Source organism: Rhizobium sp. 10PS4, assembly GCF_032464805.1.
Classification (GTDB): domain Bacteria; phylum Pseudomonadota; class Alphaproteobacteria; order Rhizobiales; family Rhizobiaceae; genus Rhizobium; species Rhizobium laguerreae.
Genome location: NZ_JAWDIW010000006.1, coordinates 368,031 through 391,309, shown reverse-complemented (window position 1 = coordinate 391,309; position 23,279 = coordinate 368,031). Strand labels below are relative to the sequence as shown.

The 23,279-nt window shown below is 63.0% G+C and carries 20 protein-coding genes and 1 pseudogene; 15 read left to right on the top strand and 6 right to left on the bottom strand.

Features of this window, described 5'->3' with window-relative positions; all coding sequences use genetic code 11:
- Positions 1–42: 42 nt before the first annotated feature.
- Genes RWJ89_RS14505 through RWJ89_RS14495 form a run of 3 tightly spaced genes read left to right on the top strand, consistent with a single transcriptional unit; the run spans position 43 to position 2,389 of the window.
- Complete coding sequence (locus RWJ89_RS14505; RefSeq protein ID WP_168283949.1) at positions 43–1,704, top strand: urocanate hydratase; 1,662 nt, start codon at positions 43–45, stop codon at positions 1,702–1,704.
- A gap of 53 nt (positions 1,705–1,757) precedes the next feature.
- The gene (locus tag RWJ89_RS14500; RefSeq protein WP_020052605.1) at positions 1,758–2,000 is read left to right on the top strand and encodes an AbrB/MazE/SpoVT family DNA-binding domain-containing protein; all 243 of its coding nucleotides are present in this window, start codon (positions 1,758–1,760) and stop codon (positions 1,998–2,000) included.
- A complete protein-coding gene (locus RWJ89_RS14495) occupies positions 1,997–2,389 on the top strand; it encodes a type II toxin-antitoxin system VapC family toxin (RefSeq protein ID WP_131662944.1) in 393 nt (130 codons plus the stop codon). Before RWJ89_RS14500 ends, RWJ89_RS14495 begins: the two co-directional genes overlap by 4 nt.
- A gap of 27 nt (positions 2,390–2,416) precedes the next feature.
- On the opposite strand, the gene RWJ89_RS14490 is transcribed toward RWJ89_RS14495, so the two are convergent.
- Complete coding sequence (locus tag RWJ89_RS14490) at positions 2,417–2,803, bottom strand: VOC family protein (RefSeq protein WP_168283951.1); 387 nt, start codon at positions 2,801–2,803, stop codon at positions 2,417–2,419.
- Positions 2,800–4,050, bottom strand: a complete 1,251-nt coding sequence (locus tag RWJ89_RS14485; protein ID WP_131662942.1) for an MFS transporter — start codon at positions 4,048–4,050, stop codon at positions 2,800–2,802. Before RWJ89_RS14485 ends, RWJ89_RS14490 begins: the two co-directional genes overlap by 4 nt.
- 91 nt (positions 4,051–4,141) lie before the next feature.
- Here RWJ89_RS14485 and RWJ89_RS14480 point away from each other — a divergent pair, with 91 nt between their 5' ends.
- On the top strand, positions 4,142–5,020 hold the full coding sequence (locus RWJ89_RS14480) for a LysR family transcriptional regulator (protein WP_131662941.1): 879 nt from the start codon (positions 4,142–4,144) through the stop codon (positions 5,018–5,020).
- 1 nt (position 5,021) lies between these two features.
- Here RWJ89_RS14480 and RWJ89_RS14475 read toward each other — a convergent pair whose 3' ends face one another.
- Positions 5,022–5,927 (bottom strand): LysR family transcriptional regulator, encoded by a 906-nt coding sequence (locus RWJ89_RS14475; RefSeq protein WP_131662940.1) that lies wholly within the window; start codon positions 5,925–5,927, stop codon positions 5,022–5,024.
- A 128-nt stretch (positions 5,928–6,055) separates the two neighbouring features.
- On the opposite strand from RWJ89_RS14475, the gene RWJ89_RS14470 reads away from it, so the two are divergent.
- The 3 genes from RWJ89_RS14470 to coaBC all read left to right on the top strand — a co-directional run bounded on the left by RWJ89_RS14470 (position 6,056) and on the right by coaBC (position 9,039).
- On the top strand, positions 6,056–6,820 hold the full coding sequence (locus RWJ89_RS14470; protein WP_222011026.1) for an SDR family oxidoreductase: 765 nt from the start codon (positions 6,056–6,058) through the stop codon (positions 6,818–6,820).
- A gap of 134 nt (positions 6,821–6,954) precedes the next feature.
- Positions 6,955–7,704 carry an SDR family oxidoreductase gene (locus RWJ89_RS14465; protein ID WP_222060454.1) on the top strand — a complete coding sequence of 250 codons (750 nt, stop codon included), beginning with the start codon at positions 6,955–6,957 and terminating at the stop codon, positions 7,702–7,704.
- A gap of 129 nt (positions 7,705–7,833) precedes the next feature.
- Complete coding sequence (gene coaBC, locus RWJ89_RS14460) at positions 7,834–9,039, top strand: bifunctional phosphopantothenoylcysteine decarboxylase/phosphopantothenate--cysteine ligase CoaBC (protein ID WP_222060455.1); 1,206 nt, start codon at positions 7,834–7,836, stop codon at positions 9,037–9,039.
- Between the two features lie 30 nt (positions 9,040–9,069).
- On the opposite strand, the gene RWJ89_RS14455 is transcribed toward coaBC, so the two are convergent.
- Positions 9,070–9,882: a class II glutamine amidotransferase gene (locus RWJ89_RS14455; protein WP_131662936.1), complete on the bottom strand. Its 813-nt coding sequence runs from the start codon at positions 9,880–9,882 to the stop codon at positions 9,070–9,072.
- A 524-nt stretch (positions 9,883–10,406) separates the two neighbouring features.
- On the opposite strand from RWJ89_RS14455, the gene RWJ89_RS14450 reads away from it, so the two are divergent.
- From RWJ89_RS14450 to RWJ89_RS14435, 4 genes are all read left to right on the top strand, one after another.
- Positions 10,407–11,084, top strand: a complete 678-nt coding sequence (locus tag RWJ89_RS14450; RefSeq protein ID WP_020052595.1) for a FadR/GntR family transcriptional regulator — start codon at positions 10,407–10,409, stop codon at positions 11,082–11,084.
- Complete coding sequence (locus tag RWJ89_RS14445; RefSeq protein ID WP_131662934.1) at positions 11,081–12,373, top strand: CynX/NimT family MFS transporter; 1,293 nt, start codon at positions 11,081–11,083, stop codon at positions 12,371–12,373. Before RWJ89_RS14450 ends, RWJ89_RS14445 begins: the two co-directional genes overlap by 4 nt.
- 101 nt (positions 12,374–12,474) lie before the next feature.
- The gene (locus RWJ89_RS14440; RefSeq protein WP_131662933.1) at positions 12,475–14,007 is read left to right on the top strand and encodes a S10 family peptidase; all 1,533 of its coding nucleotides are present in this window, start codon (positions 12,475–12,477) and stop codon (positions 14,005–14,007) included.
- A 39-nt stretch (positions 14,008–14,046) separates the two neighbouring features.
- Positions 14,047–14,448, top strand: a complete 402-nt coding sequence (locus tag RWJ89_RS14435) for a GFA family protein (RefSeq protein ID WP_168283960.1) — start codon at positions 14,047–14,049, stop codon at positions 14,446–14,448.
- A 26-nt stretch (positions 14,449–14,474) separates the two neighbouring features.
- On the opposite strand, the pseudogene RWJ89_RS14430 reads toward RWJ89_RS14435, so the two are convergent.
- Positions 14,475–15,055, bottom strand: a pseudogene (locus RWJ89_RS14430) (Lrp/AsnC family transcriptional regulator).
- 27 nt (positions 15,056–15,082) lie between these two features.
- Here RWJ89_RS14430 and RWJ89_RS14425 point away from each other — a divergent pair.
- The gene (locus RWJ89_RS14425; RefSeq protein WP_131662930.1) at positions 15,083–15,469 is read left to right on the top strand and encodes a RidA family protein; all 387 of its coding nucleotides are present in this window, start codon (positions 15,083–15,085) and stop codon (positions 15,467–15,469) included.
- A 47-nt stretch (positions 15,470–15,516) separates the two neighbouring features.
- Here the strand turns inward: RWJ89_RS14425 and RWJ89_RS14420 are convergent, their stop codons facing one another.
- Entirely contained in the window at positions 15,517–16,224 is a 708-nt protein-coding gene (locus tag RWJ89_RS14420) for a glutathione S-transferase family protein (RefSeq protein WP_131662929.1), read from the bottom strand.
- Positions 16,225–16,338: 114 nt separating this feature from the next.
- Between RWJ89_RS14420 and RWJ89_RS14415 the strand changes: the two genes are divergently transcribed.
- From RWJ89_RS14415 to RWJ89_RS14405, 3 genes are all read left to right on the top strand, one after another.
- Complete coding sequence (locus RWJ89_RS14415; RefSeq protein WP_131662928.1) at positions 16,339–17,229, top strand: LysR family transcriptional regulator; 891 nt, start codon at positions 16,339–16,341, stop codon at positions 17,227–17,229.
- Positions 17,230–17,927: 698 nt separating this feature from the next.
- The gene (locus RWJ89_RS14410) at positions 17,928–21,470 is read left to right on the top strand and encodes a DUF5801 repeats-in-toxin domain-containing protein (protein ID WP_316031062.1); all 3,543 of its coding nucleotides are present in this window, start codon (positions 17,928–17,930) and stop codon (positions 21,468–21,470) included.
- Positions 21,471–21,550: 80 nt separating this feature from the next.
- Positions 21,551–23,275 carry a type I secretion system permease/ATPase gene (locus RWJ89_RS14405; RefSeq protein WP_222060457.1) on the top strand — a complete coding sequence of 575 codons (1,725 nt, stop codon included), beginning with the start codon at positions 21,551–21,553 and terminating at the stop codon, positions 23,273–23,275.
- Positions 23,276–23,279: the final 4 nt, after the last annotated feature.

The following is a 23,279-nucleotide window of genomic DNA, read 5'->3' as shown; positions in this document are numbered from 1 at the left end:
AGGGGAGAAGGGAAAAACAGAGAACCAAACGAGGAACCCACGATGCCGAAGGCCAATCCACGTCATCCGAAATTTCCGATTCCCGGCGGGCCGGAACTGCGCGCCAAGGGCTGGCGGCAGGAGGCGCTGCTGCGGCTGCTCGAAAACGTGCTCTCCGTCGGCGAGGATCCCGACAACCTGATCGTCTATGCCGCGCTCGGCAAGGCCGCCCGCAACTGGGCGGCGCACAGAGGCATCGTCAAGGCGCTGACCGAGATGGAAGAGGACCAGACGCTGCTCATCCAGTCCGGCAAGCCGATCGGGCTCGTTCGAACGCATGCCAAGGCGCCGCTCGTCATCATGGCGAACTGCAATATCGTCGGGCAATGGGCAAAAGCCGAAGTGTTCTACGAGCTGCAGCGCAAGGGACTGATCTGCTGGGGCGGGCTGACGGCCGGCGCCTGGCAATATATCGGCAGCCAGGGCGTCATCCAGGGTACGTATGAGATCTTCATGCGCATCGCCGAGCGGCGCTTCGGCGGCGATCTCCTCGGCCGGTTCGTGCTGACGGCCGGCCTCGGCGGCATGGGTGGGGCGCAGCCGCTCGCCGGCCGCATGGCAGGCGCTGCGATCCTGTGCGTCGACATCGATCCGGAGCGAGCCCGCAAGCGCCAGCAGATCGGTTATCTCCAGGAAATCGCACCCGATCTCGATACCGCCCTTCAGATGATCGATGCGGCGGTGAAGGACAAGCGGCCGCTTTCCGTCGGCCTCGTCGGCAATGCGGCGGAGGTTTATCCGGAGATCGCCCGGCGCGGCATCGTGCCTGATATCGTCACCGACCAGACCTCGGCGCATGACCTCGTCTATGGCTATGTGCCGAAGGGCATGAACCTCGATCAGGTCAAGGGCCTGCGTGACGACGGCCAGGGCCAGTTGATGGCGGCAAGCCGGGCCTCGATCGTCGAGCATGTGACGGCGATGCTGGAGTTCCAGAAGCGCGGCTCGGAAGTCTTCGACAACGGCAACCTGATCCGCACCCAGGCCAAAGAGGGCGGCGTTGCCAATGCCTTCGACATTCCGATCTTCACCGAAGCCTATCTCAGGCCGCTGTTTGCCCGGGCGATCGGTCCGTTCCGCTGGATGGCTCTGTCAGGCGAGGAGAGCGATATTGCCCGCATCGACGACCTGCTGCTCGAGATGTTTCCCGACAACAAGATCATTACCAATTGGATCCGGCTGGCGCGTGAACATGTGCCCTTCGAAGGGCTGCCGGCCCGCATCGCCTGGCTCGGCCATGGCGAACGCACGGCACTCGCCCGCCGCGTCAATGCGCTAGTTGCGAGCGGCGAACTCAAAGGCCCGGTCGCCTTCTCCCGCGACCATCTCGATGCCGGCGCCATGGCGCATCCGAATATCATGACCGAGCGGATGAAGGACGGCTCCGACGCGATCGCCGACTGGCCGCTGATCGATGCGATGATGCTCTGCTCGTCGATGGCCGATCTCGTCGTCGTCCATTCCGGCGGCGGCGGCTATGCCGGCTACATGACGAGCTGCGGCGTCACCGTCGTCGCCGACGGCACGGACGCCGCTGACGAGCGGCTCGACCATGCGCTGACCAACGATACGGCGCTTGGCGTCATGCGTTACGCCGATGCCGGTTATGAGGAGGCGCTGGACGAAGTGGCGAAGAAGGACGTGCCGTATATCCGACTTGGTTGAAATGGATCGTGAGTTGATATATATCATTGTCATATCCCATTGAGGATCGTGACATGGAAACAGCAAAAATCTTCTGGTCAGGGCGTTCCCAAGCCGTCCGATTGCCAAAGGAATTCCGCTTCGATGGCGATAGCGTTGCCATTCGCCGCCAGGGCCGTGCAATCATTCTTGAGCCGATTTCCGGTGATTGGGAATGGCTTGCAGACGTGACCGGTCCGGTTGATCCCGACTTTGCGACCGCGGCGGAAGAGCAACCTGCTGGGCAGGAGCGACCCGAACTCGACTTCTTCAAATGAAGTATCTGCTCGATGCAAATGCCGCCATTGCCCTGATGAAGGGCAATGAGCGCTTCGTCGCCGAGCTGCGCAAACACAGACCGCAAGATTTCGGAGTCCCGGCAATCGTCGCGCATGAACTCTTCTACGGCGCTTACAAAAGCCTCCGCACCGATGAGAACCTGGCGCGGATCGACGCGTTGCAATTCAACATCCTGGAGTTCGACCGAGACGACGCGCGCAAGGCGGGGGAAATCCGCGCGGCGCTGCAGGCATCGGGAACGCCGATCGGACCTTATGACGTCCTGATTGCCGGGCAGGCCGCTGCCCGCGGCCTCATCCTGATCACCCGCAATCTGCGAGAGTTCGAACGCGCGGCGGATTTACAAACCGAGAATTGGGAAGGTTAGCTTCGATCCGGTCGTCGGGGCAGCGCGTCAGGCGATCAGATTGGAGACTTCGATGAGATTGCCGTCGGGGTCCCTGAAATAAACCGAGCGCAAACGCCCGGTCGCACCGGTGCGTTCGACCGGGCCTTCTTCGATTGTAACGCCCGCGGCCTCTAGATCAGCGATGACGTCGGCAAGCGGCGTCTCGGCGATGAAGCAGAGGTCGCCGGAGCCGGGCGTGGGATGTTTCGCCTTGGGATCGAATTCGTGGCCGGTCTGGTGCAGGTTGATCTTCTGGCGGCCGAATTTCAGCGCCTTGCGACCTTCCGCGAAGGTTTCGACCGACATGCCGAGGATGCGGGAATAGAAATCGCAGGTGATGGCGATATCGTCGACGGTCAGCACGAGATGGTCGAGGCGGTCTATGCGGATCATGCTTTTCTCCTCGCGAATTGCTGGGCAAAACAGGCGGAAGCGAAGGCCAGCGCCAGCATGGCAAGGGTGAAGATAACCACGGCCGCCCAGCCTTCAACCGCGAAGAACCAGCCGCCCGCCGAACCCATGAGGCTGGAGCCGACATAATAGGCGAGCATATAGAGCGACGAGGCGTGGCCCTTGGTGCCATGCGCCAGCTTGCCGACAAGGCCGCTGGCGATGGAATGGCTCATGAAGAAGCCGGTCGTCAGCACTGTTATACCGAGGATGATGGCCGGGAGAGAGGCTGCAAGCGTCAGCGCGCTGCCGGCCGCGGTGAGCGCCAGACCGAAGAGAAGCACGGAAAAGTGCCCGATCCGGTCTCCTAGCAGGCCGCCGATCGAAGAGGCGCCGATGCCGAAGAGATAGACGGTGAAGATCAGCCCGAGTTCGGTCTGGTTGAGGTCGTAAGGCGGCGCCACCAGGCGGAAACCGGCATAGTTATAGATCGTCACGAAGGAGCCCATCGCCAGGAAGGCGATAGCGAAGAGTAAGGGCAGCGCCGGATTTTTGAGATGGCCGAGCCAGGCCCTGAGATGAAAGCGCGGATCGAAGCCCGGCCGGCGGATGAAGTTGCGTGACGGCGGCAAGAGGGCGATGAAGCCGATCGCGGCGGCAAGGCCGATGGCGCCGATGAGAAAAAGCGCCGGACGCCAGGTGAGATATTCGGCGAAGATACCGGTCAGCACACGGCCGGACATGCCGCCGAAGGCCGTGCCGCCGACATAAAAGCCCATGGTGGCGCCAAGACCGCGCGGATCGATTTCCTCGGCGAGATAGGCCATGGCGACAGCAGGCACGCCGCCGAGGACGAGGCCTTGGAGAGCGCGGATGACGAGCAGCAGATGCCAGTTCGGGGCAAAGGCGGTGGCAATGGTCAGCAACGCCGCCCCAACCAGCGATATCGACATCAGGCTGCGGCGGCCAAGACCTTCCGAAACCGCGGCGGCACAGACGATCGCGACCGCCAGGAAGCCGGTGGAGAGTGAGAGCGACAGCGAGCTTTCGGCCGGACTGACGGAGAATTGCTGCGAGAAGATCGGCAGCAGCGGCTGCACGCAATAGAGCAGCGAGAAGGTGGAGAAGCCGGACAGGAAGAGCGCCAGGCTGGCGCGGCGATAGGCGCCGGTGCCACGGGTCAGGTAGTGTTTTTGCCCTGGGATCGCGCTTGTCTCGGCGGTCTTCACGGCATGCGCTGACGTCGGCATATCTTCATCCTTCCGACCTTCGATCTAGTCAACGCCACTCCATTTGTCCAATATATGACACTGACGATTCCGATAGGTTTTGGAGATGGCGATGGAGTTGCGGCATTTGAGATATTTTCTCGCGGTGGCGGAAGAAGGCAATTTCACCCGTGCCGCCGGCAAGCTCGGCATCGGGCAACCGCCGCTCAGCCAGCAGATCCGCGATCTGGAGAGTGAAGTGGGTGCGGCGCTGTTTCACCGCGTGCCGCACGGCGCCGAATTGACGGCAGCGGGTACGGCCTTCCTCGGCGAGGCAAAGGCTTCGCTGGCGGCCGCGGAAAAGGCGAAGCTTGCTGCGCAAAGCGCCAATCGCGGCGAGACCGGCCGTCTGTCGCTCGGTTTCACCGCTTCCTCCGCCTTCAATCCCGTCGTCAGCACGACGATCCGGCGCTTTCGCGCATACTGGCCGGAGGTGCAGCTGTCGCTGACGGAAATGAATACGCTGGCGCTGATGCAGAAGCTCGAACGCGGAGAGCTCGACGCCACCTTCATGCGCCCCAGCCTTGACGATCCCGCCGGTATTCGGCTGCGGCGGCTGCCGGATGAGCCGATGGTGATTGCCCTGCCCGCCAGCCATCCGCTGGCAAAACATCGCAGCCTGCCGCTTGCGGCGCTGGCGGACGAACCCTTCATCCTCTTTCCCCGGCTCGTCGGCTTGAGCCTCTACGACGATGTCGTGCTCGCCTGCCGCAAGGCGGGATTCGAGCTGACCGTGGCGCAGGAGGCGCCGCAGATTTCCTCCGTCGTCAATCTGGTGGCGGCCGATCTTGGCGTCTCGATCGTGCCGGCTTCGATTTCGCAGATCAAGCTCGAAGGCGTGGCCTACCGGCCGATCGAAGGGCCGCCGGCCGTGGCGCGCCTGGCGCTGGCAGTCCTGAAAACACACCGCTCGCCGGTCACCGAGAACCTGATCAGCCTCCTGAGTACATGAGTTAACCCGCTGGATCCCAATAGGGCGGATCGCCGAAGCTCTTCTTCAGATGATCGGCGATGGCGCGAAGCTTGGCGGAGGGATTTCGGCCTTCGGGATGGGCCATGTAGATGAATTCGGCCTCCGGCCTATGGCCGACGTCGATTTCGGCAAGCCGGCCCTCGCGGATGGCCGGGCCGGCGATGAAGGCAGGCAGCAGCGCGATACCGAGACCGGCAATCGCGGCGTCGCGGAGCATATCGCCATTGTTGATGCCGAGCGCCAGTTTCGCGCGGACGACGATCGCACCGTCGGGCGTCTGGAAGCGCCAGTCGGCAACGCCGCGATTGGTGTAGAAGATGCCGCGGTGGCTGTTGAGATCGGAAAGCGACGACGGCATTCCCTGGCAAGCGAGATAATCCGGCGAGGCGCAGAGAAGGCGGCGGCTATGCGCGAGCTTCCAGGCGACCAGCCGGCTATCGGCGATCGGACCATTGCGGATGATGGCATCATAACCGTCCGAGGCGGCATCGACGCGTCGGTCATCGATATCGAGGGTCAGTTCGATCTCGGGATGCTCGGCTAGAAAGGGATAGAGCGCCGGGCCGAGATGCATGCGGCCGAAGGTGACGGGAGCGGCGATGCGGATCGGGCCGGACAGCGTTCCGCGCCGCTCGGCCATATCGGCCGCGGCCTCCTCGATCTCGCGCACGATGCGCGCGGCGCGCTCCAGGAAGACCGTGCCATCCTCCGTCAAAGTGAGCCTGCGCGTCGTTCGGTGCAGCAGCATGCCGCCGAGCGACTTCTCCAGTTCCGCCAGCCTTTCGCTGACGACGGATTTCGACAGCCGCAGGCGCCGGGCCGCTTCACTGACCGAGCCCGCCTCGACCACGGCGACGAACGCCGCAATGCCTTCGATCCTGATCATCGTTCGGATTTTCCGAATTCGAGTTCCCCGATCTGGAGACTAATCCGAACGAAAGGAAAATGCCATCTTCCCTTCATCGAAAGGGGCGGCAGGGGCCGCCTCACCTCAAAACACCAGGAGATGGAACCTTGAACCGCTTGAATAACAAGGTCGCGATCGTCACCGGCGCAAGCTCCGGCATCGGCCGCGCCACGGCAAAGCTCTTTGCCGCCGAAGGCGCCAAGGTCGTCGTCGGCGCCCGCCGCCAGGGCGAACTCGACCGCCTCGTCGCGGAGATCAAGGCAGAGGGCGGCGAGGCCATCGCCATTGCCGGCGACGTGCGCTCGGAAGACTATCACAAGGCGCTGGTCGCCGCCGCCGTGACGAATTACGGCAAGCTCGACATCGCCTTCAACAATGCCGGCACGCTTGGCGAAGCCGGTGCGAGCACCGCTGTTTCGGAAGCAGGCTTCAGCGAGGCGCTGGCGATCAATCTGACGGCCTCCTTCCTCGCCGCCAAGCACCAGATCGGCGCAATGGTGAAAAATGGCGGCGGTTCGGTGATCTTCACCTCGACCTTCGTCGGCTACAGCTTCGCCTTTCCGGGTGTCGCCGCCTATGCCGCCAGCAAATCCGGCCTGATCGGCCTGACGCAGGCGCTTGCCGCCGAATTCGGCCAGCAGGGCGTGCGCGTCAATGCCATCCTGCCGGGTGCTGTTGACACCGACATGTATCGGGACATGAACGACACGCCTGAGAAGCAGGCCTTCGTCACCAATCTGCATGCGCTGAAGCGTGTCGCAACACCCGAAGAACTCGCCCGCTCGGTCCTCTACCTCGCCTCCGACGATGCGAGCTTCGTCACCGGCACGGCATCGCTGGTCGACGGCGGCGCCTCGATCACCCGCACCTGAGACGGCGCGGCGCGATTATCCGCTGCGGGTTGATGATCCTTCAACGCGCCGGCTTATCGCGCCGCTTTTTTCAGAGCATTCTCGCATTGAACAAGAACGGGCCACGCCCCAACATTCGGTCAAAGGAACTCATCATGTCACGCCTGCAGAACAAGACAGCTCTCATCACCGGCGGCACTAGCGGCATCGGTCTCGAAACCGCCCGCCAGTTCATCGCCGAGGGCGCCCGCGTCATCGTTACCGGCAGCAGCGCGGCAAGCGTCGAGGCGGCCCGCGCCGAACTTGGCGGCAAAGCCACCGTCATCCAGGCCGATGCCGGCAATGCGGCCGGCCAGAAGGCCGTCGCCGATAGTGTGAGAGAGGCTTTCGGAACGCTCGACATCCTCTTCGTCAACGCCGGGGTTGCCGAATTCGGGCCGCTGGAACAGTGGAGCGAAGCCGCCTTCGACAAGTCGGTTGATATCAACGTCAAGGGACCGTTTTTCCTGATTCAGTCGCTGCTGCCGATTTTTTCGAAGCAGGCCGCGATCGTGCTCAACACCTCGATCAACGCCCATATCGGCATGCCGAACTCCAGCGTCTACTCGCTGACGAAGGGCGCGCTGCTGACGCTTGCCAAGACACTGTCGGGCGAACTGATCGGCCGCGGCATCCGCGTCAACGCCGTCAGCCCCGGTCCGATCGCCACGCCGCTTTACAGCAAGCTCGGCGCTTCGGAAGCTCAATCCAAGGCGATGGCAGAGCAGGTCCAGGCCCAGATCCCCGTCGGTCGCTTCGGAAATCCGAGTGAAGTCGCCAAGACGATCGTCTTCCTCGCCTCCGATGAGGCTGCCTATATCGTCGGCAGCGAACTCATCATCGACGGCGGGATGAGCAACCTCTGACCCCACGAGCGCGGCGGAGACCAACTGCCGCGCTGCTTGCCGGCTTCGGCATGTCGTCGGCGCGATTGCATGTTCTCCGCCAAAGGCTTAGGGTCGAGAACGGTCAGAAAAGGCAACGGGAAGAAGGCCATGGCTCTCAGCGGCAAACGCATCCTCCTCATCATCTCGGGCGGCATCGCGGCCTATAAGAGCCTGGACCTGATCCGCCGGCTGCGCGAGCGCGGCGCGAACGTGCGCCCAGTCATGACCAAAGGCGCGCAGGAATTCGTCACGCCGCTTGCCGTCGGCGCGCTGTCGGCGGATCACGTCTTCCTCGATCTGTTTTCACGACAGGACGAACAGGATGTCGGTCATATCCGGCTGGCGCGCGACTGCGACCTTGTGCTGATCGCCCCTGCCACCGCCGATCTGATGGCGAAGATGGCGAACGGGCTTGCCGACGATCTCGCTTCGACCGTGCTCCTGGTGACGAACAGGCCGGTGCTGGCGGCACCGGCGATGAACCCCGCCATGTGGACGCATCCGGCGACGCGGCGGAATGCGGCAATGCTGAGAGCCGACGGCATCCGCTTCATCGGGCCGACGGCCGGCGAGATGGCGGAAAACCGGGAGGCCGGGCTTGGCCGGATGGCGGAACCGCTTGACATTGTCGCTGCGGCCGAAACCATGCTCGACGACGGAGAAAAGCCGCTCAAGGGACGCAAGGCGATCGTCACGTCAGGACCGACGCATGAGCCGATCGATCCGGTGCGCTATATCGCCAACCGCTCCTCCGGCCGGCAGGGGCATGCGATTGCCGCAGCCCTGGCAAAGCTCGGGGCGGAGGTGACGCTGGTATCGGGACCGGTGACGATCGCCGACCCCGTCGGCGTTAGCACCGTGCATGTCGAGCGGGCCGAGGAAATGCGTGATGCCGTGCTTGCGGCGCTGCCGGCCGACATCGCGGTGATGGTCGCGGCGGTGGCGGACTGGCGCGTCGCCTCGGCGGCTGACCAGAAGCTGAAGAAACATCCGGGCGAATCCATCCCGACGCTGGCGCTGACCGAGAATCCCGACATCCTAAAGACTGTCGGCCATCACACGATGCGGCCGAAGCTGGTGATCGGCTTTGCCGCCGAGACGCAGGACGTCGAAAGCAATGCGAAGGCGAAACTCGAAAGGAAAGGCGCCGACATGATCGTCGCCAACGACGTTTCTCCAGCGACCGGCATCATGGGCGGCAGCCGCAACAGCGTCAAACTCGTTCGCCGCGACGGGGTCGAGCAATGGCCCGACCTGGCGAAGGAAGAGGTCGCCGAACGACTCGCGGCACTGATCGCCAAGCAGTTCAGCTAATCGCGAGCGGCTCAGCTAGCGTCGAGCGGCTCAGGCAGGGATAGCGACGCGCAGCGGCTTGGAGGCGCTCCGCTTCTCCGGCCGGAAATCGGCGACGTCGATGCCGTCTTTGCCGACGGTGACGGCGCTGCCATCCGGAATTTCGGCCCAGGCATCGACATCGTCGTTCAACGGTTCCGACACAAGGCAATAGCCCGCGCCGACGGGAGACGCATAGAGCGTCGGCGCCTTGCGGTCTGTGGCATAACGGATCGCATAGAGCGTGCAGCCATCGGAGAAGGCGGCGGTAAAACGCAGCAGGATCGAGCCGATGACACTTTCGGCCAGGTCCTCGATCGCACCGATCATTTCCGCCATCGCGGCGACCGGCGCCTCGCGCAGGCCGAACTGCAGCGCCAGCAGGAACATCAGTTCGGAATCGGTCGTGCCGCCGCGGGCATTGAACAACTCGTCGTCGAGCATCGCCTCCATCGGCCGGCGCAGGCGCTCGAAGCCGGAGATCTGGCCGTTATGCATGAAGGACCAGGTGCCATGGGTGAAGGGGTGGCAGTTGTCGCGGCGCGTGCCGCCGCCTGTGGCAGCGCGGACATGGGCGAGGAAGAGCGGCGAACGGATCTGCCGCGCCAGGCTCTTCAGATTGCAATCCGACCATGCGGGCAGGATATCACGGTAGCGGCCGGGTTCGGGCCTGTCGCCATACCAGGCGATGCCGAAGCCATCGCCATTCGTCGCCGTCTTGGCGCGGGTGGCGCAATGCGACTGCTCGATCAGGGAATGGGCGGGCGAAGATACCAGTTCCTCGAGATAGAGAGGATCTCCGCGATAGGCTGCCCAGCGACACATGGCTTTCTTGCTCCGGAACCCGCCGCCGCGCCGGCGGGAATGCTGAAATTGTCGAACGACGCAGCTAACAACAGATTAACGCGCGGCCGGTTTGCAAGCCAAACATGACGGTTTCTTGACGTTTAGCCTCTTCAAATTCGGCAAATAACTGTGTTCTCTCGTGAACACCCGTATTCCTCTAATCAGTGCATGCGTGCATTTTTGCTTGCATCTCGAAAGAATCGGCCTAACTTTAAGCCATCAGCAACAGAACGAAAGGAAGGTGATCCAATGTCTAATGAGATTTCGGACCTCGTAACGGGCATGGAAGAGGTGACGAAGGCGAGGCAGCCCTCGCTCTAATCCCCGCCTTCCTGGGGCTGCCTAGACAGTCCAGGCCAGTTTGAGGCCAAACTCATGGAAAGGGTCGCCGAGGCGGCCCTTTTTTATTGTCTTGATGTCTTCATTGTCTTGATGCCAGGCGTTGACGGAAGATCGAAATCTCACTACTCATAAAGTCATCTGATGACTTTATGAGTAGTGAGATGCGAGCGCTCAGCAAGACCAATCTCGCCGATGAGGCGATCGAGGCGATCCGCGGCGACATTCTCGGCAAACGCTGGGCGGTCGGCGAGAAATTGCCGAATGAAGCCTCGCTGTCGGCCATGCTGTCCATCAGCCGCGGCACGGTGCGCGAGGCGGTGCGGGTCCTCGTCTCCCAGGGTTATCTCGAAACAAGGCAGGGTTCGGGCACCTATGTCCGCGCGACCAGCGATGCCGGCCGGCCGCTGACGATGGCGCGGCGCGCCAGCCTGCGCGACCAGTTCGAGGCGCGCCTGGCGCTCGACGTCGAGGCCGCGCGGCTGACGGCGATCCGCAAGACGCCGGAGACGGTTGCCGGGCTTCGCAGGCTGCTTGCCGAACGCGGCAATTACGACGGCGGCAACCAAGCCGCCTTCATCGAACGCGACCTTGCCTTTCACAAGGCCATCATCGCCGCTTCGGGCAACCGGGCGATGATCGAGATCTACGATTTCTTCTCGGCCTCGATCGCCGACACCATCGCGGCGACGCTCGGCAAGGACATTCCGGAACCCGATATGCAGGCGCATGCCGATATCGTCGACGCCATCGAAACCGGCGATCCCGACAAGGCGGATGCGGCGGTGCGGCGCTTCATGGCGCCGGTTCTTGCCGCGCTCGAGCGGATGATCCTGTCATGAACACGCCTGCCAACCATGCCGTCAGCACGCTTGAGGCGGCCGACGAACTGCTGATCGATGCCGAGGCCGGCAGCCTTCCGCCGCCGCTGGCAACGCTGGTGCGGGGAGTTGCGGATCGTTTTCTGCTGGGCGCCAGCCTGGTGCTGATCGCCTTCAACCTGCGCCCGGTCTTCTCCAGCGCCTCGGCGCTGCTGCCGGAAATCCGCTCGGAGCTCGGCCTGAGCGCGCTGGGCGCCAGCCTGCTGACGACGCTTCCGGTCGTCTGCCTCGGCGCCTTCTCGCCGCTTGCGCCGCGTCTTGCCCAGCGCTTCGGCACGGAACGCACGCTGCTCGGCGTTCTCCTGCTTCTGGCGCTCGGTACTGGTTTGCGCGGGCTTTCCTCCATACCGCTGCTCTTCATCGGCACGGCCCTTGCCGGCGCCTGCATCGCCGTCGGCAACGTGCTGCTGCCGGGGCTGGTGAAGCGGGATTTTGCCGGGCGCGCCGCGCTGATGACCGGCTTCTATACGATGGCGCTTTGCGCCGGGGCGGCCAGTGCCGCCGGGCTGACGCTGCCGATCGAGCACGCACTCGGCGGCTCTCTCGAGGGTGCGCTCGCCGCCTGGGCTCTGCCCGCCCTCATCGTTAGCCTGCTCTGGCTGCCTGAGGTTCTGCGCAGCGGCAGACAGGCAAGGCGAAATGGCTTCCACGTCAAAGGCCTCTGGCGCGACCGGCTCGCCTGGCAGGTCACGCTGTTCATGGGGCTGCAATCCGCGCTTGCCTATTGCGTCTTCGGCTGGCTGGTTCCGATCTTACGCGAACGCGGGCTCGACGGCGTCACCGCCGGAGCGATCGTTTCGCTGTCGGTGATGGTGCAGGCGGCATCCTGCCTGATCGTGCCGCATATCGCCGTGCGCGGCCGGGACCAGCGGCTGATCAATGCGAGCCTCTGCGGCGTTGCCGTCACCGCCCTGCTCGGCTTGCTTTTCGCGCCGCTTTCGACGGTCTGGCTGTGGGCGGTGCTGCAGGGCATCGGCCAGGGCGGGCTGATTGCGGCGGCGATGACGACGATCGTGCTGCGCTCGCGCGATCCCGATGTCGCCGCCCATCTTTCCGGCATGGCGCAATGCGTCGGTTATCTGCTCGCCGCCATCGGCCCGCTCATCGTCGGCCTCATCCGCGGCTGGACCGGCAGCTTTTCCTGGTGCGCCGCCCTCTTCGTCGCGCTCGGGCTCGGCGCGGCGGTCAACGGCTGGAAGGCCGGCCGGGCGGTGGAAATCAACGTCCATGCGGTCGAACGGAACGGCTGAGCCCTTCGCTCACCTATCCATCACCATCTCTTGATGCCGGTCGTCGGCCGCCGATGCTACGCTATCTCAGCCTCTCATTTCCCAACGCCGGAGGAGATATCTTGCGCATACGAACCCTGTTTCTGCTCGCCGCGTTCATGGCGTCGCTGGCACCTGCCCTTTCCCATGCGCAGGAAAGCGATCCACCGAGGGCGAATGACCAGAGCGTCGCGCGAGACGGCGTGCTGAGACTGCTGCCGGCCGACTCCGTCACCGAGCACGCGTTGACGATCGGCGGCCGGAAGATTGCCTATACCGCCACTGCCGGCACGCTTGATCTCTTCGGCCAGGATGGGGCGCAGACCGGCGCGATCTTCTACACCGCCTATGTCGCAAGGGATGGCGGGCAGAACCGGCCTCTGACCTTTGCCTTCAACGGCGGGCCGGGCGCCGCGTCCGCCTTCCTGCATCTCGGGCTGGTCGGGCCGAAAGTGCTCGACTTCGGGCCGGATGGACGCGACGGCGCCAATGCGAAACTGATCGATAACCCGCAAAGCTGGCTCGATTTCACCGATCTCGTGCTGATCGATCCGATCGGCACCGGCTGGAGCCGGACGGCGAAGGCGGACGACGCCACCAGTTATTATAACGTCAGTGCCGACGCCCAGAGCATCGCCAAGGCGATCGCGCTCTATGTCGCGCACAACAACCGTTCCAACTCGCCTAAATATCTTCTCGGCGAAAGTTATGGCGGCTTTCGCGCCGCCAAGGTCGCCTCGGCACTGCAGGAAAGCCAGGGCATCATCGTCGCCGGTGCGGTGATGCTTTCCCCCTTGCTCGAGGGTCAGCTGATGTTCAATGCCGATCAGTTTCCGCTCGGTGCAGCGCTGGAGCTGCCGTCGCTCGCCGCAGCCGAACTCGACCGGCATAACGCCTTTGACGAAGAGAAGCAGAAGGCAGCCGAGACCTTCGCGCTCGGGGACTATCTGACAACGCTCGCCGGGCCGCCGCCGACGGGTGCCGAGGCCGCCGCCTTCTATGGCAGGATCGCTCGGCTGACGGGCATTCCCGAGGATATCGTCACCCGCAATCGCGGCTTCCTCGGCAGCTCCTACGTCAAACATTCAGATGAGGGCAGCGGCGAGGTGATGAGCTCTTACGACGCCTCCTTTGCAGCACCCGATCCATATCCGGAATCGGATTACGATCGCGGCGACGACGCCATCCTCGACGGTTTCACCCGCGCCTATGGCGGGGCTTTCGCCGACTATGCCCGCAACGAACTCGGTTTCAGGACCGAGATGACCTATTCGCTGCTCGATGGCGATATCAGCCGGCGCTGGGAATGGGGCGGCGGGCGCGGCGGCGGATCGCGCTTCCAGGCCAGCGCCACCGACGACATCCGGCAGCTGCTCGCGGCGAACCCGGCCTTCCATCTGCTGATCGCACATGGCTACAGCGATTTGGTGACGCCTTATGGCGTCAGCCGCTACGTGGTCGACCATCTGCCGCCCTCGCTCGCCGGCGGCCGTGTCGGACTGAAGCTTTATCGCGGCGGCCATATGTTCTATACAAGAGCTGAACAGCGGGCCGCTTTCACGGCCGATGCAAAGGCCTTCTACGCCACACATTTGGCCGCTCAGCCGGCGGACTAAACCGCTGTACATTGCGCGACATGCTTTGGGGACTTGCCGATGCATATTACCGGAGGATGCCACTGCGGCGCGATACGCTATCAGGCGGAGATCGATCCGGAGCGGGTCTCGATCTGCCATTGCACCGATTGCCAGCGGCTGACGGGCGCGGCCTATCGCATCACCGCGCCGGCGCGGCCGGGAAGTTTCACGCTCACGTCAGGTGACCCAAGAGCCTATGCAAAATATGGCGACAGCGGTGGTCTCAGCCGGCAATTCTTCTGCCCGAATTGCGGATCGCCGCTCTACCGCACGGACCGCGAAGGCGGCGCGATCGGCATCCGCGTCGGCAGCATCGACCAGCGGCGGGAACTGGCGCCGAAGAAACAGATATGGTGCCGCTCAGCCCTGCCCGGGGTGGAGAATATCGAAACGATTCCGCGCTTCGAGGGCGAGGATTAGGCTGGCGTCAGCTTAACATCCCGCCTTTATTCCGGCCGAGGCATGTCCGGCCAGCGATCGGTCACGCCGGCCTGTACCGGACGCTCGAGATAGGTGGATAGGGCGATATAGCTGCGGGTGCCGGTGACGCCGGGAACGGCGTGGATCTGGGCGAGAAAAGCTTCCAAGGCCTGCGGGCTGGCGGTGCGGACCTTGAAGAGAACGCTGGCGTCGCCGGCGACCGAATGCATCTCCTCGACCTCGGGAAACTGCAGGACCTGCATCAGCCGCTCGCTCTTGCCCCAGCCCGCCGCCTCCACATGCACGAAGGCAAGCAGCGGCTTGCCGAGGGCTGCGCCATCCAGCGCGGCATGCACGCCCTTGATGGCGCCGGATTGTCTCAGTCGGCGCACACGCTCATGCACGGCCGGCGCCGAGAGGCCGACCACTTCGCCAAGCCTGGCATAGCTCTGGCTGCTGTCGGCGGCGAGCGCGGCTAATATCCTTCGGTCGAAGGCATCGATGACCGGCTGCTGGGGCCGTCTCTGCCGAAGATCGTCTGTATTTTTCGCCATTCCGCAAATCCCCTTTCTGCCGAAGAATAATCGCCGATACTGCCATTATTCAACAGAGTATTCGGAACGGGAGAAATTTCATGGAGATGATCGCGCGCAATCCGGCAAGCGGGGTCTATCCGGCCAGCCCTGATTACATCCATGCGGTGGAGATCAAGTTTCCATCCAGGCTGCTCTTCGTCAGCGGCACGATGGGCCTCGATCAAGAGGGAATGGCAGCCGCCGATCTGGAAGGCCAGTTGGACCTCATCTGGTCCAATCTGCGCGCCATCCTCACATCCGCTGATATGACGGTGGACAATATCGTGCGGCTGACGAGCTATCTCCGCGACGGCGCCTTTGTGGAAGCGAACCAGAATGCCCGTCTTCGGGCGCTTGGCGGCCGCGCTGTGCCGACCACGGCGATCATCGTCGAAACGCTGCGTGACGACTGGCTGGTCGAGATCGAGATCATCGCTGCCGGCTGACCGGCACATTGGCCATCGCACCCCGAGGGGTGCGATGGCTGTGACGATCAGGCCGCCTGTCTCAACCGGCCAAGCGCCTCGGCCAGATCGACCTCGCCGCGGAAACCGCCGCTGCTTTTCGCCTCCTGCCGATGCTCGATCGCATGGGCAAAACGCACGGCCGGCTCCTGCTGCATGCGCTCATAGAGGCGATGCAGACCAGGAAACTGCCGGCGGTCGACCACCTTGTGAAAATCGTTCCAGCGGGCGATGCCGACGAAATAGGCGTCCGCCAGGCTTGGGCCATTGCCGAGAAGCCATTCGCGGCCATCGAGCAGACGCTCCAGCGTATGATGTGCCTTTTCGACCGCGGCGATGCCATAGGCCGTGAGGGCCTGCTTCTGCTGCGGCTCCAGCGGATGCTCGATCGCGTACCAGAGCGGGCCGAAGGCCTGGAAGAAGGTGGTATTGAGAAAGGCCAGCATCTGGTTCAGCCGATCGAAATCCGCCGAGCCCTGCACAAAACCCAGACCGCTACCGATCGTGCGGGCGCCGATATGGTGCAAGATCGCTATGCTTTCGCTGATCGTCCTGCCATCTTCGAGCAGCAGCGACGGCGTTTCGCCGACCGCGTTGATCCGCTTATATTCTTCGGTGGAGACTATTTCCGGCATCTCGACGCGGCAGAGCCGATAAGGCAGGCCGGACCATTCCAGCGCGACGATCGAGCCGAAGGAGCAGCCCTCCGGGACGCCGTAAAACAATATGGGTGACATCAATCGTTCCTTTCAGAATTGAACCCGTTTGGACGAGATCAATGTGGAGATGTGGACGATCATGCGACAGAGGCTATAATTGCATCGCAATGTCCACATATCTGGAAGCTGACGATGGCGCTTTTCAACCTCAACGACCTCCATCTTTTCGTGCAGGCCGTCGACAGCGGCAGCTTTACGGCCGCTGCAAGGCATCTCGGCATTCCGAAATCGACGGTGAGCAAGCGGGTTGCCGAGCTGGAGGCACGGCTTGGCGTCCGGCTGATCCAGCGCACGTCGCGAAGCTTCGCGCTGACCGAGCTCGGCCGGGAATTCTTTCAGCATGCCCAGGCCTCGATCATCGAAGCGGAGATGGCCGAGGGCATCGTGCGGCGGCATCTGGCCGAACCCGCCGGCAGCGTTCGCCTGACCGCCTCGGTACCGACGGCGCAGTTTACCTTGACGGAGCATCTGCCGGCGCTGGCGGCGCGCTATCCGAAGCTCCGGCTCTCCGTGCATGTGACGGACCGTTTCGTTGATATCGTCCAGGAAGGGTTCGACATCGCGCTGCGCAGCCATCGCGGGCCACTGCCGGATTCGGCGCTGGTGCAGCGGAAGCTCGCCAGCCATCCTTTCTTCATTCTCGCTTCGCCGGATTATGTGAATGCCCATGGGCAACCGCGCCGGCCGGAGGATCTGGCACAGCACGCGACGATCATGACCAGCCTGACGGAGGACCAGTGGCGGCTTTATTCGGGCGGCGACGAGGTTCTCGTCGGGCTGCATTCCGTCATGGCCGCGGATGAGCCCTATGTCCTGATGGAAATGGCCATGTCGGGGCTCGGCATTACCTGCCTGCCGACATCCGTCTGCCGCAAGGCGCTGGCGGACGGGCGGCTGGTGCGGGTGCTGCCGGAATGGACGGCCGGCAGCATCGAGACGACGATCCTGATGCCGCATCGGCGTGGCCAGCTGCCGGCAGTGCGCGCCGTGGTCGACTTCCTGGCGGAGCGGTTTGGCGGATAACGCTCCGCCCATGCGCAGCAGACGGAGAAACGCGACATTTCGAAGGAGACAGGCCGTATTCGGCCATCAGCCGCACTTCGAGCTGCAGGGCACCAACGATCGCCGGCGAGGCGTCTTCCGGCGAGACTGCAAGTCGTCGCTCGCTCGTGCTTCAAATCCCACTTTCGCCTCTTCCTATCCCAACCATCGCCTCGTTTGTTCGACTATTCGCCCCGCCCCGGGTCTCCCACCAGCACTCAGTAAAACATGAAATGCGATGTATTCCTCTACGAACAAATAGAAGGGTCCAATGTAGTTTGATACAGCTTCGGTCTGTAGCTCAAACTGGCTAAGTGCATATTAGGTTAATTTGCAGTATAGATAGAGTTGGGGAGAGATTCGCGTCACGGACGCGATAGGTCGATATAGTATTCAACGGCCTTTTCTGAATTTTACCAACTCTGTCTTGCACATTTGCGTAATTAACTTCAGAGTTGTTATTATTCAGCTATGCGTATGGACTTTAGTCTTAGCGTAGTTACGGACTTTAGTCCTAATACCTTCCAACTGAGAATGGACCAGCGCTCTCGATCGGCGAATCAATAGTCGTCATTGAGCGCCTTAAAATCAATGCGCAAGGAGGTAGACTAAGCGGGTGCATTCCGGCATCCGGACTTGGTCCCTTCTCTCAATGCGATTGAAACCGAGGGAGAAACTCCATGGCACTCGACATCACGACCCAGGACATCATCATCGACGAGACCACCGGTCTGACCGACGACGATATCAACCCTGCCACACCGCCGCACAACGCCAATACCACGCTGCAATATTTGTTAGGCCTTGACGTTACCGGCGGGCTGACCTCACCGGAGGTCGCCTACCAGAGCAATTTCGTCGTGGCCTCGGCGAGCGCCGGGGAAACCATCACCTCGGTCGTTCTCACCCAGAACGCCTCCGGGACTCCGTTTTCCACCACGGTCGGCATCAACAGCGGCATTCGCACCGTTGACGGCAATTACGTCTGGCTGTTCCAAGATCCGACACGTCCAAACGTGGTGATCGGCGTCATCGGTACCTCTAACCCGCTCACCGAGCCCGTTGAAACCGGGCCGCTCGCCTTCTCGCTGGCGCTGATCGGCAGTGGCGCCGCTGCGGACCTGTACACGGTCCAGTACGTGCCGTTGTTCCATACGGATGCGACCAATGCCGACGACCGCATCGATCTGACGAACAAGGTGTTTGCGTCGGTCAGTGGAACCTCGGTGGTCAATTTCAGCCAGCTTGGCGACGCACCGTCCGGACATAACAACTGGTATATTCTCGACGCCGACGCAGCCAGCCCCCAGAAGATCCTCGTCACAGCTCACGACAATGGCGTGCAGGCGGAAGTCAACGTCAGCACCCAAGGCCTGGGTGTCGCATCGCAAGACGTGCGCTTCGGCCGCGAGCTCCAGATTGACCTGATCACCGGCGGCACCCAGAGCGCCGGCAAGGATTTCACCAACACGCCAACCGCGCCCGACTACGGCTCCCACCTCGAGAACGTCTCCACCGCCGGCTTCTCGATCTCGCAGTCGACGCCGACCAGCACCGTCGCCGACATCGAGATCCACGCCTATAACAATGATGACAACGTAGAAGGCGCTGCCTTCCCCACTGACGACAACGATGCCGAGATCAACATCACCGGCGTGACGTTCAAGCTGAACGGTGTGACAAAAACAGCCGCTGAGCTCGGCATCACGGTCAATCTGGCCGGCACTGGACTGATCCTCGAGGATGTCGGCGAGGGCGTGACGATCGACTTCACGACCGCAGGCGGAGCTGGCGGAACCTTCGATCGCTTCACCATCAAAAATATCGACACCGAGAAGGACTTTTTCGATGTCAAAGAGGTGCATTATGGTGGTGAGGTAAGCAACGCCTACAATGAGGAGGTTGGCTCCTTCATCAACTTCGACGATGACGGGCCAAGCATTACCGCAACCGGCAGCCCGCCCGAATTGACGGTCGATGAGACAGTCCTGGCAACCAATGACAGCGGCGACTTCGCGACCTTCTTCACCTCGAATGCGGGGGCCGACGGCGGTGCCATCACCTATGCGCTCGGCATCAGCCAGGTCACCAATGTCAGCGGCCTCACCGACACCGCAACCGGCCAGTCCGTGCTGCTCTTCGTCGAAGGCGGCAATGTCGTTGGCCGCGCCGGAGCCGGAGGCCCGGTCGTCTTCACCGTCAGCGTCACCGCTGCTGGCCTCGTCAGCCTCGACCAGGCACGGGCCGTGGTCCATGCCGATGCCAGCGACCCCGACGACAGCATCACCCTGGCTGCCGCCGACCTCGTCACCCTGACCGCGACCATCACCGACGGCGACGGCGATCAAGCGGCAGCCACGCACAATATCGGCCAGAACCTCAACTTCGAGGATGACGGGCCGACGATCACGGCAACCGGCACCCCGCCGCAACTGACGGTCGACGAGACCGTCCTGGCCACCAATGCCAGCGACAGCTTCGCGACCTCCTTCACCTCGAATGCCGGCGCGGACGGCGGCGCCGTCGCCTATGCGCTCGGCATCAGCCAGATCACCAATGTCAGCGGCCTCACCGACACCGAAACCGGCCAGTCCGTGCTGCTCTTCCTCGAAGGCGGCAATGTCGTCGGCCGCGCCGGAGCCGGTGGACCGGTCGTCTTCACCGTCAGCGTCACCGCTGCCGGTCTCGTCAGCCTCGACCAGGCGCGGGCGGTCGTCCATGCCGACGCAACCAACCCGGATGACAGCAGGACCCTGGCGGCCGCCGACCTCGTCACGCTGACGGCGACCATCACCGACGGCGACGGCGATCAGGCCGCGGCCACCCGCAATATCGGCCAGAACCTCAACTTCGAGGATGACGGGCCGACGATCACCAAGCCGTTCGACGGCAACCCAGGTCTCGCCGGCATTCAACACGAGACCCTGGCCAACGCGCTCAACGCCCAGGCCAGCGGCGACTTCGGCTACAATATCGGAGCGGATGTCCACCCGGCAGCTTTTTACACCGGTGGTGGATCCGACTTTGTCGACCAGGACGGCGTCACCGGCGGCGTCCAGATCGGACTGACCGGCACGATTACCGGCGGTGGCGGCGGCAATCTCGTCACCTCGAACGTGACGCTGGCGTCGGAGAGCCTCACCTCGACGACGTTCAACTTCACCTTCACCTACGACAAGGATCCGGCAGCCGGCGTCCAGGCGGGCACGGCGGGCGGCACCCTCGTCATCGACAAGGCCGCCGACACCTATACCGTCAACCTGACCGACCCGCTCGAAGGCTTCAGCTTCGACATTCTCCACACCAGTCAGCTCTTGTCCAAAGAGCCCACGGGCAATACGGGCCATCCGCAGATCGTGGTGGAACGCTTGCAGGCGGATGACCCGAACACGCCTGATGATGAAGACTTCTACGTACAGTTCACGGGCAACGCGATCGACAGATCCCACCCATTCAGCTTGACGATCGATGGCGAGGGGTCATCCGCTGACTCCACGTTTACCGTGGGCGGTCACGAGATGGTCAGCAACACCAATGAAACATGGGTGTCTGCGACGCAGAACACCAACGGTGTTGCCGGCGACACGATCCAGAAGGACGAACTGCTGACGCTGCGGTTCTTCAACAGCAATGTCGGCATCGCCAACGAGGCCACGACCCCGACGGCGACCGCCGGCACGATGGCCATCAAGTTCGACGGCATCGGCAATAGCGAGGACCTGATGCTGATCCTCAATCTGATCGACAAAAACGGCGCAGACAATATCGCCGGCACCGCGGACGACAACACGACGATCACCCGAGCCATGTATGTGTCGAATGACGACATCTACAAGACAGGCCAGGTCCCGACCGCCTACAGCAGCGAGTTCACGCTCGATCAAAATGACGGCCTCGTGATCGTCGAGCAGAACGACTACAACGCCGCCGGCGAAGACTACGTGCTGCAGGGCGCGCAGATCATGCAGTCGGGCAACGGGATCACCGGCAACAATACGGCGATCGACCTGGTGAAGGCGACCGGCGCCAATGGCGGCAGCAATGCGATCGGCGGTCTGGTGAACTTCGACGCCACCGATAACGACGTGCTGAAGATCACCGACATCGGCTTCACCTCGACCGTGACCGAGACGCCGAACGCCAACCTCGACTTCGCCTTCCAGGTGGAGGACGCCGATGGCGATCAGACAGCGATGCAGCACATCCTTGTTGACGTCGCCTGACATACGACCAGCGGGGCAGCGAAAGCTGCCCCCGTTCTGCCATTGCATGACGTGTCATCTCGAGTACCAGAGCTGGAAAGATGAAAACCAAACAGCCGCCCCCGGCGCTTCAGGTGGTGATGAAAGAAGCCAGGCGGGCGATCCGACCGCTTATCTGGTTCAGCGGCGGCATCAATGTGCTGATGCTGACCGGGGCACTTTACATGCTGCAGGTCTACCACCGCGTCTTGTCCAGCCACAGTCTGGAGACGTTGGCAATGCTGTCGCTGATGGCGGCGGGCGCACTTGCGGCTATGGCGGGGCTGGAGGTGGTGCGCGGCCGCCTTCTGGCAACCGTCGGATCGTGGATGAACGCGCGTCTGGCACCGGTTCTGCTGACGGCATCGGTGGAATATGCCGCCTCAGCGCCCGGCCAGGTCAACGCCCGTCCGCTGCGCGACCTCGATCAAGTCCGAAATTTCTTCACCAGCCCAAGCATCTTCCCGATCCTTGACGCGCCTTGGGCGCCGCTGTTTTTCGCCGCCATATTCTTCATGCATCCGTGGCTGGGCTGGTTGGCGCTTTGCGGCGGGGCGGTGCTCTTTGCGCTGGCCTTGCTCAACGAATGGCTGACCCGCAAGCCATTGATCGAGGCGGCAGGCGCACAGTCGCGCGCCTATGTCCAGGCTGAGGCCGCAATCCGCAATGCCGAGGTCGTCCAGGCGATGGGGATGTTGAAGCCCTTGATGGAGGGCTGGAAAACGCAGCAGGACGAGGCAAACAGGGGCCAGGTGCTTGCCGCCAACCGCGGCGGCATCATCTCCGCCATCGCCCGCTGTCACCGGCTGGCCCTGCAGATGGGGATACTCGGCCTTGGGGCCTATCTCGTCCTGCGCAACGAGGCTTCACCCGGCATCATGGTCGCCGCCTCCATCCTCATGGGTCGCGCGTTGTCGCCTGTCGAACAGGCGATCGGCACGTGGAAGGCGACGGTCGGCGCGCGTGCCGCTTACAAGCGTCTCGCCGCAGTCGCCGGCCAGCACCCGGAGGCCACACCGGTTCTGCCACTCCCACGACCGAAAGGCAGGTTTGAGGCCGACAATATTGTGCTTGCCCGACAGGGCGGCGAGCCTATCCTGAAAGGGATCGACTTCCACCTCGAGCCGGGTGAATCGATGGCGCTGATCGGCCAGAGCGCGGCCGGCAAGACGAGTCTGGCGCGAATACTGGCCGGTGCCTGGCGTCCATCCGGAGGCCGTGCATTACTTGATGGCATGGACGTTGCCCAATGGGCGGCAGAAGACCGTGGTCACTATGTCGGTTACCTGCCGCAGGACATTGAGCTCTTCGCAGGTACTGTCTCGGAAAACATCTGCCGCTTCGCAAAGCTCAGCCCAATGGTCTTCGACAAGGTGGTCAAGGCCGCACGGCTGGCGGGAGTTCACGAACTAATCAAAGGATTGCCGAAGGGTTACCTCACCGAGATCGGCGAATCCGGCGCGGTCCTGTCAGGCGGACAGCGCCAACGCATCGGGTTGGCGCGAGCACTCTACGGCAACCCGGCCCTCATTATCCTGGACGAGCCCAATTCCAACCTCGACCGCGAGGGTGAGGAGGCATTGATCGCCGCCCTCAGCACGGTCAAGGCGACAGGCACGACTGTCATCCTGATCGCGCACCGACCGAACATCATGGAGACGGTTGACAAGATATTGATCCTCAACCGGGGCCAACAGGACCTCTTCGGTCCACGCGACTATGTCTTCAATGAGCTCGCCGCGCGCGCCCGCAAGGTTAGCCAGATTCCGACCATAGTGGCGAAATAAGCCA

Excerpts from the sequence above, each read along its gene's own strand:
- RWJ89_RS14505 (WP_168283949.1), top strand. The coding sequence starts at position 43 with ATGCCGAAGGCCAATCCACGTCATCCGAAATTTCCGATTCCCGGCGGG.
- RWJ89_RS14500 (WP_020052605.1), top strand. The coding sequence starts at position 1,758 with ATGGAAACAGCAAAAATCTTCTGGTCAGGGCGTTCCCAAGCCGTCCGA.
- RWJ89_RS14495 (WP_131662944.1), top strand. The coding sequence starts at position 1,997 with ATGAAGTATCTGCTCGATGCAAATGCCGCCATTGCCCTGATGAAGGGC.
- RWJ89_RS14490 (WP_168283951.1), bottom strand. The coding sequence starts at position 2,803 with ATGATCCGCATAGACCGCCTCGACCATCTCGTGCTGACCGTCGACGAT.
- RWJ89_RS14485 (WP_131662942.1), bottom strand. The coding sequence starts at position 4,050 with ATGCCGACGTCAGCGCATGCCGTGAAGACCGCCGAGACAAGCGCGATC.
- RWJ89_RS14480 (WP_131662941.1), top strand. The coding sequence starts at position 4,142 with ATGGAGTTGCGGCATTTGAGATATTTTCTCGCGGTGGCGGAAGAAGGC.
- RWJ89_RS14475 (WP_131662940.1), bottom strand. The coding sequence starts at position 5,927 with ATGATCAGGATCGAAGGCATTGCGGCGTTCGTCGCCGTGGTCGAGGCG.
- RWJ89_RS14465 (WP_222060454.1), top strand. The coding sequence starts at position 6,955 with ATGTCACGCCTGCAGAACAAGACAGCTCTCATCACCGGCGGCACTAGC.
- coaBC (WP_222060455.1), top strand. The coding sequence starts at position 7,834 with ATGGCTCTCAGCGGCAAACGCATCCTCCTCATCATCTCGGGCGGCATC.
- RWJ89_RS14455 (WP_131662936.1), bottom strand. The coding sequence starts at position 9,882 with ATGTGTCGCTGGGCAGCCTATCGCGGAGATCCTCTCTATCTCGAGGAA.
- RWJ89_RS14450 (WP_020052595.1), top strand. The coding sequence starts at position 10,407 with ATGCGAGCGCTCAGCAAGACCAATCTCGCCGATGAGGCGATCGAGGCG.
- RWJ89_RS14445 (WP_131662934.1), top strand. The coding sequence starts at position 11,081 with ATGAACACGCCTGCCAACCATGCCGTCAGCACGCTTGAGGCGGCCGAC.
- RWJ89_RS14435 (WP_168283960.1), top strand. The coding sequence starts at position 14,047 with ATGCATATTACCGGAGGATGCCACTGCGGCGCGATACGCTATCAGGCG.
- RWJ89_RS14425 (WP_131662930.1), top strand. The coding sequence starts at position 15,083 with ATGGAGATGATCGCGCGCAATCCGGCAAGCGGGGTCTATCCGGCCAGC.
- RWJ89_RS14420 (WP_131662929.1), bottom strand. The coding sequence starts at position 16,224 with ATGTCACCCATATTGTTTTACGGCGTCCCGGAGGGCTGCTCCTTCGGC.
- RWJ89_RS14415 (WP_131662928.1), top strand. The coding sequence starts at position 16,339 with ATGGCGCTTTTCAACCTCAACGACCTCCATCTTTTCGTGCAGGCCGTC.
- RWJ89_RS14410 (WP_316031062.1), top strand. The coding sequence starts at position 17,928 with ATGGCACTCGACATCACGACCCAGGACATCATCATCGACGAGACCACC.
- RWJ89_RS14405 (WP_222060457.1), top strand. The coding sequence starts at position 21,551 with ATGAAAACCAAACAGCCGCCCCCGGCGCTTCAGGTGGTGATGAAAGAA.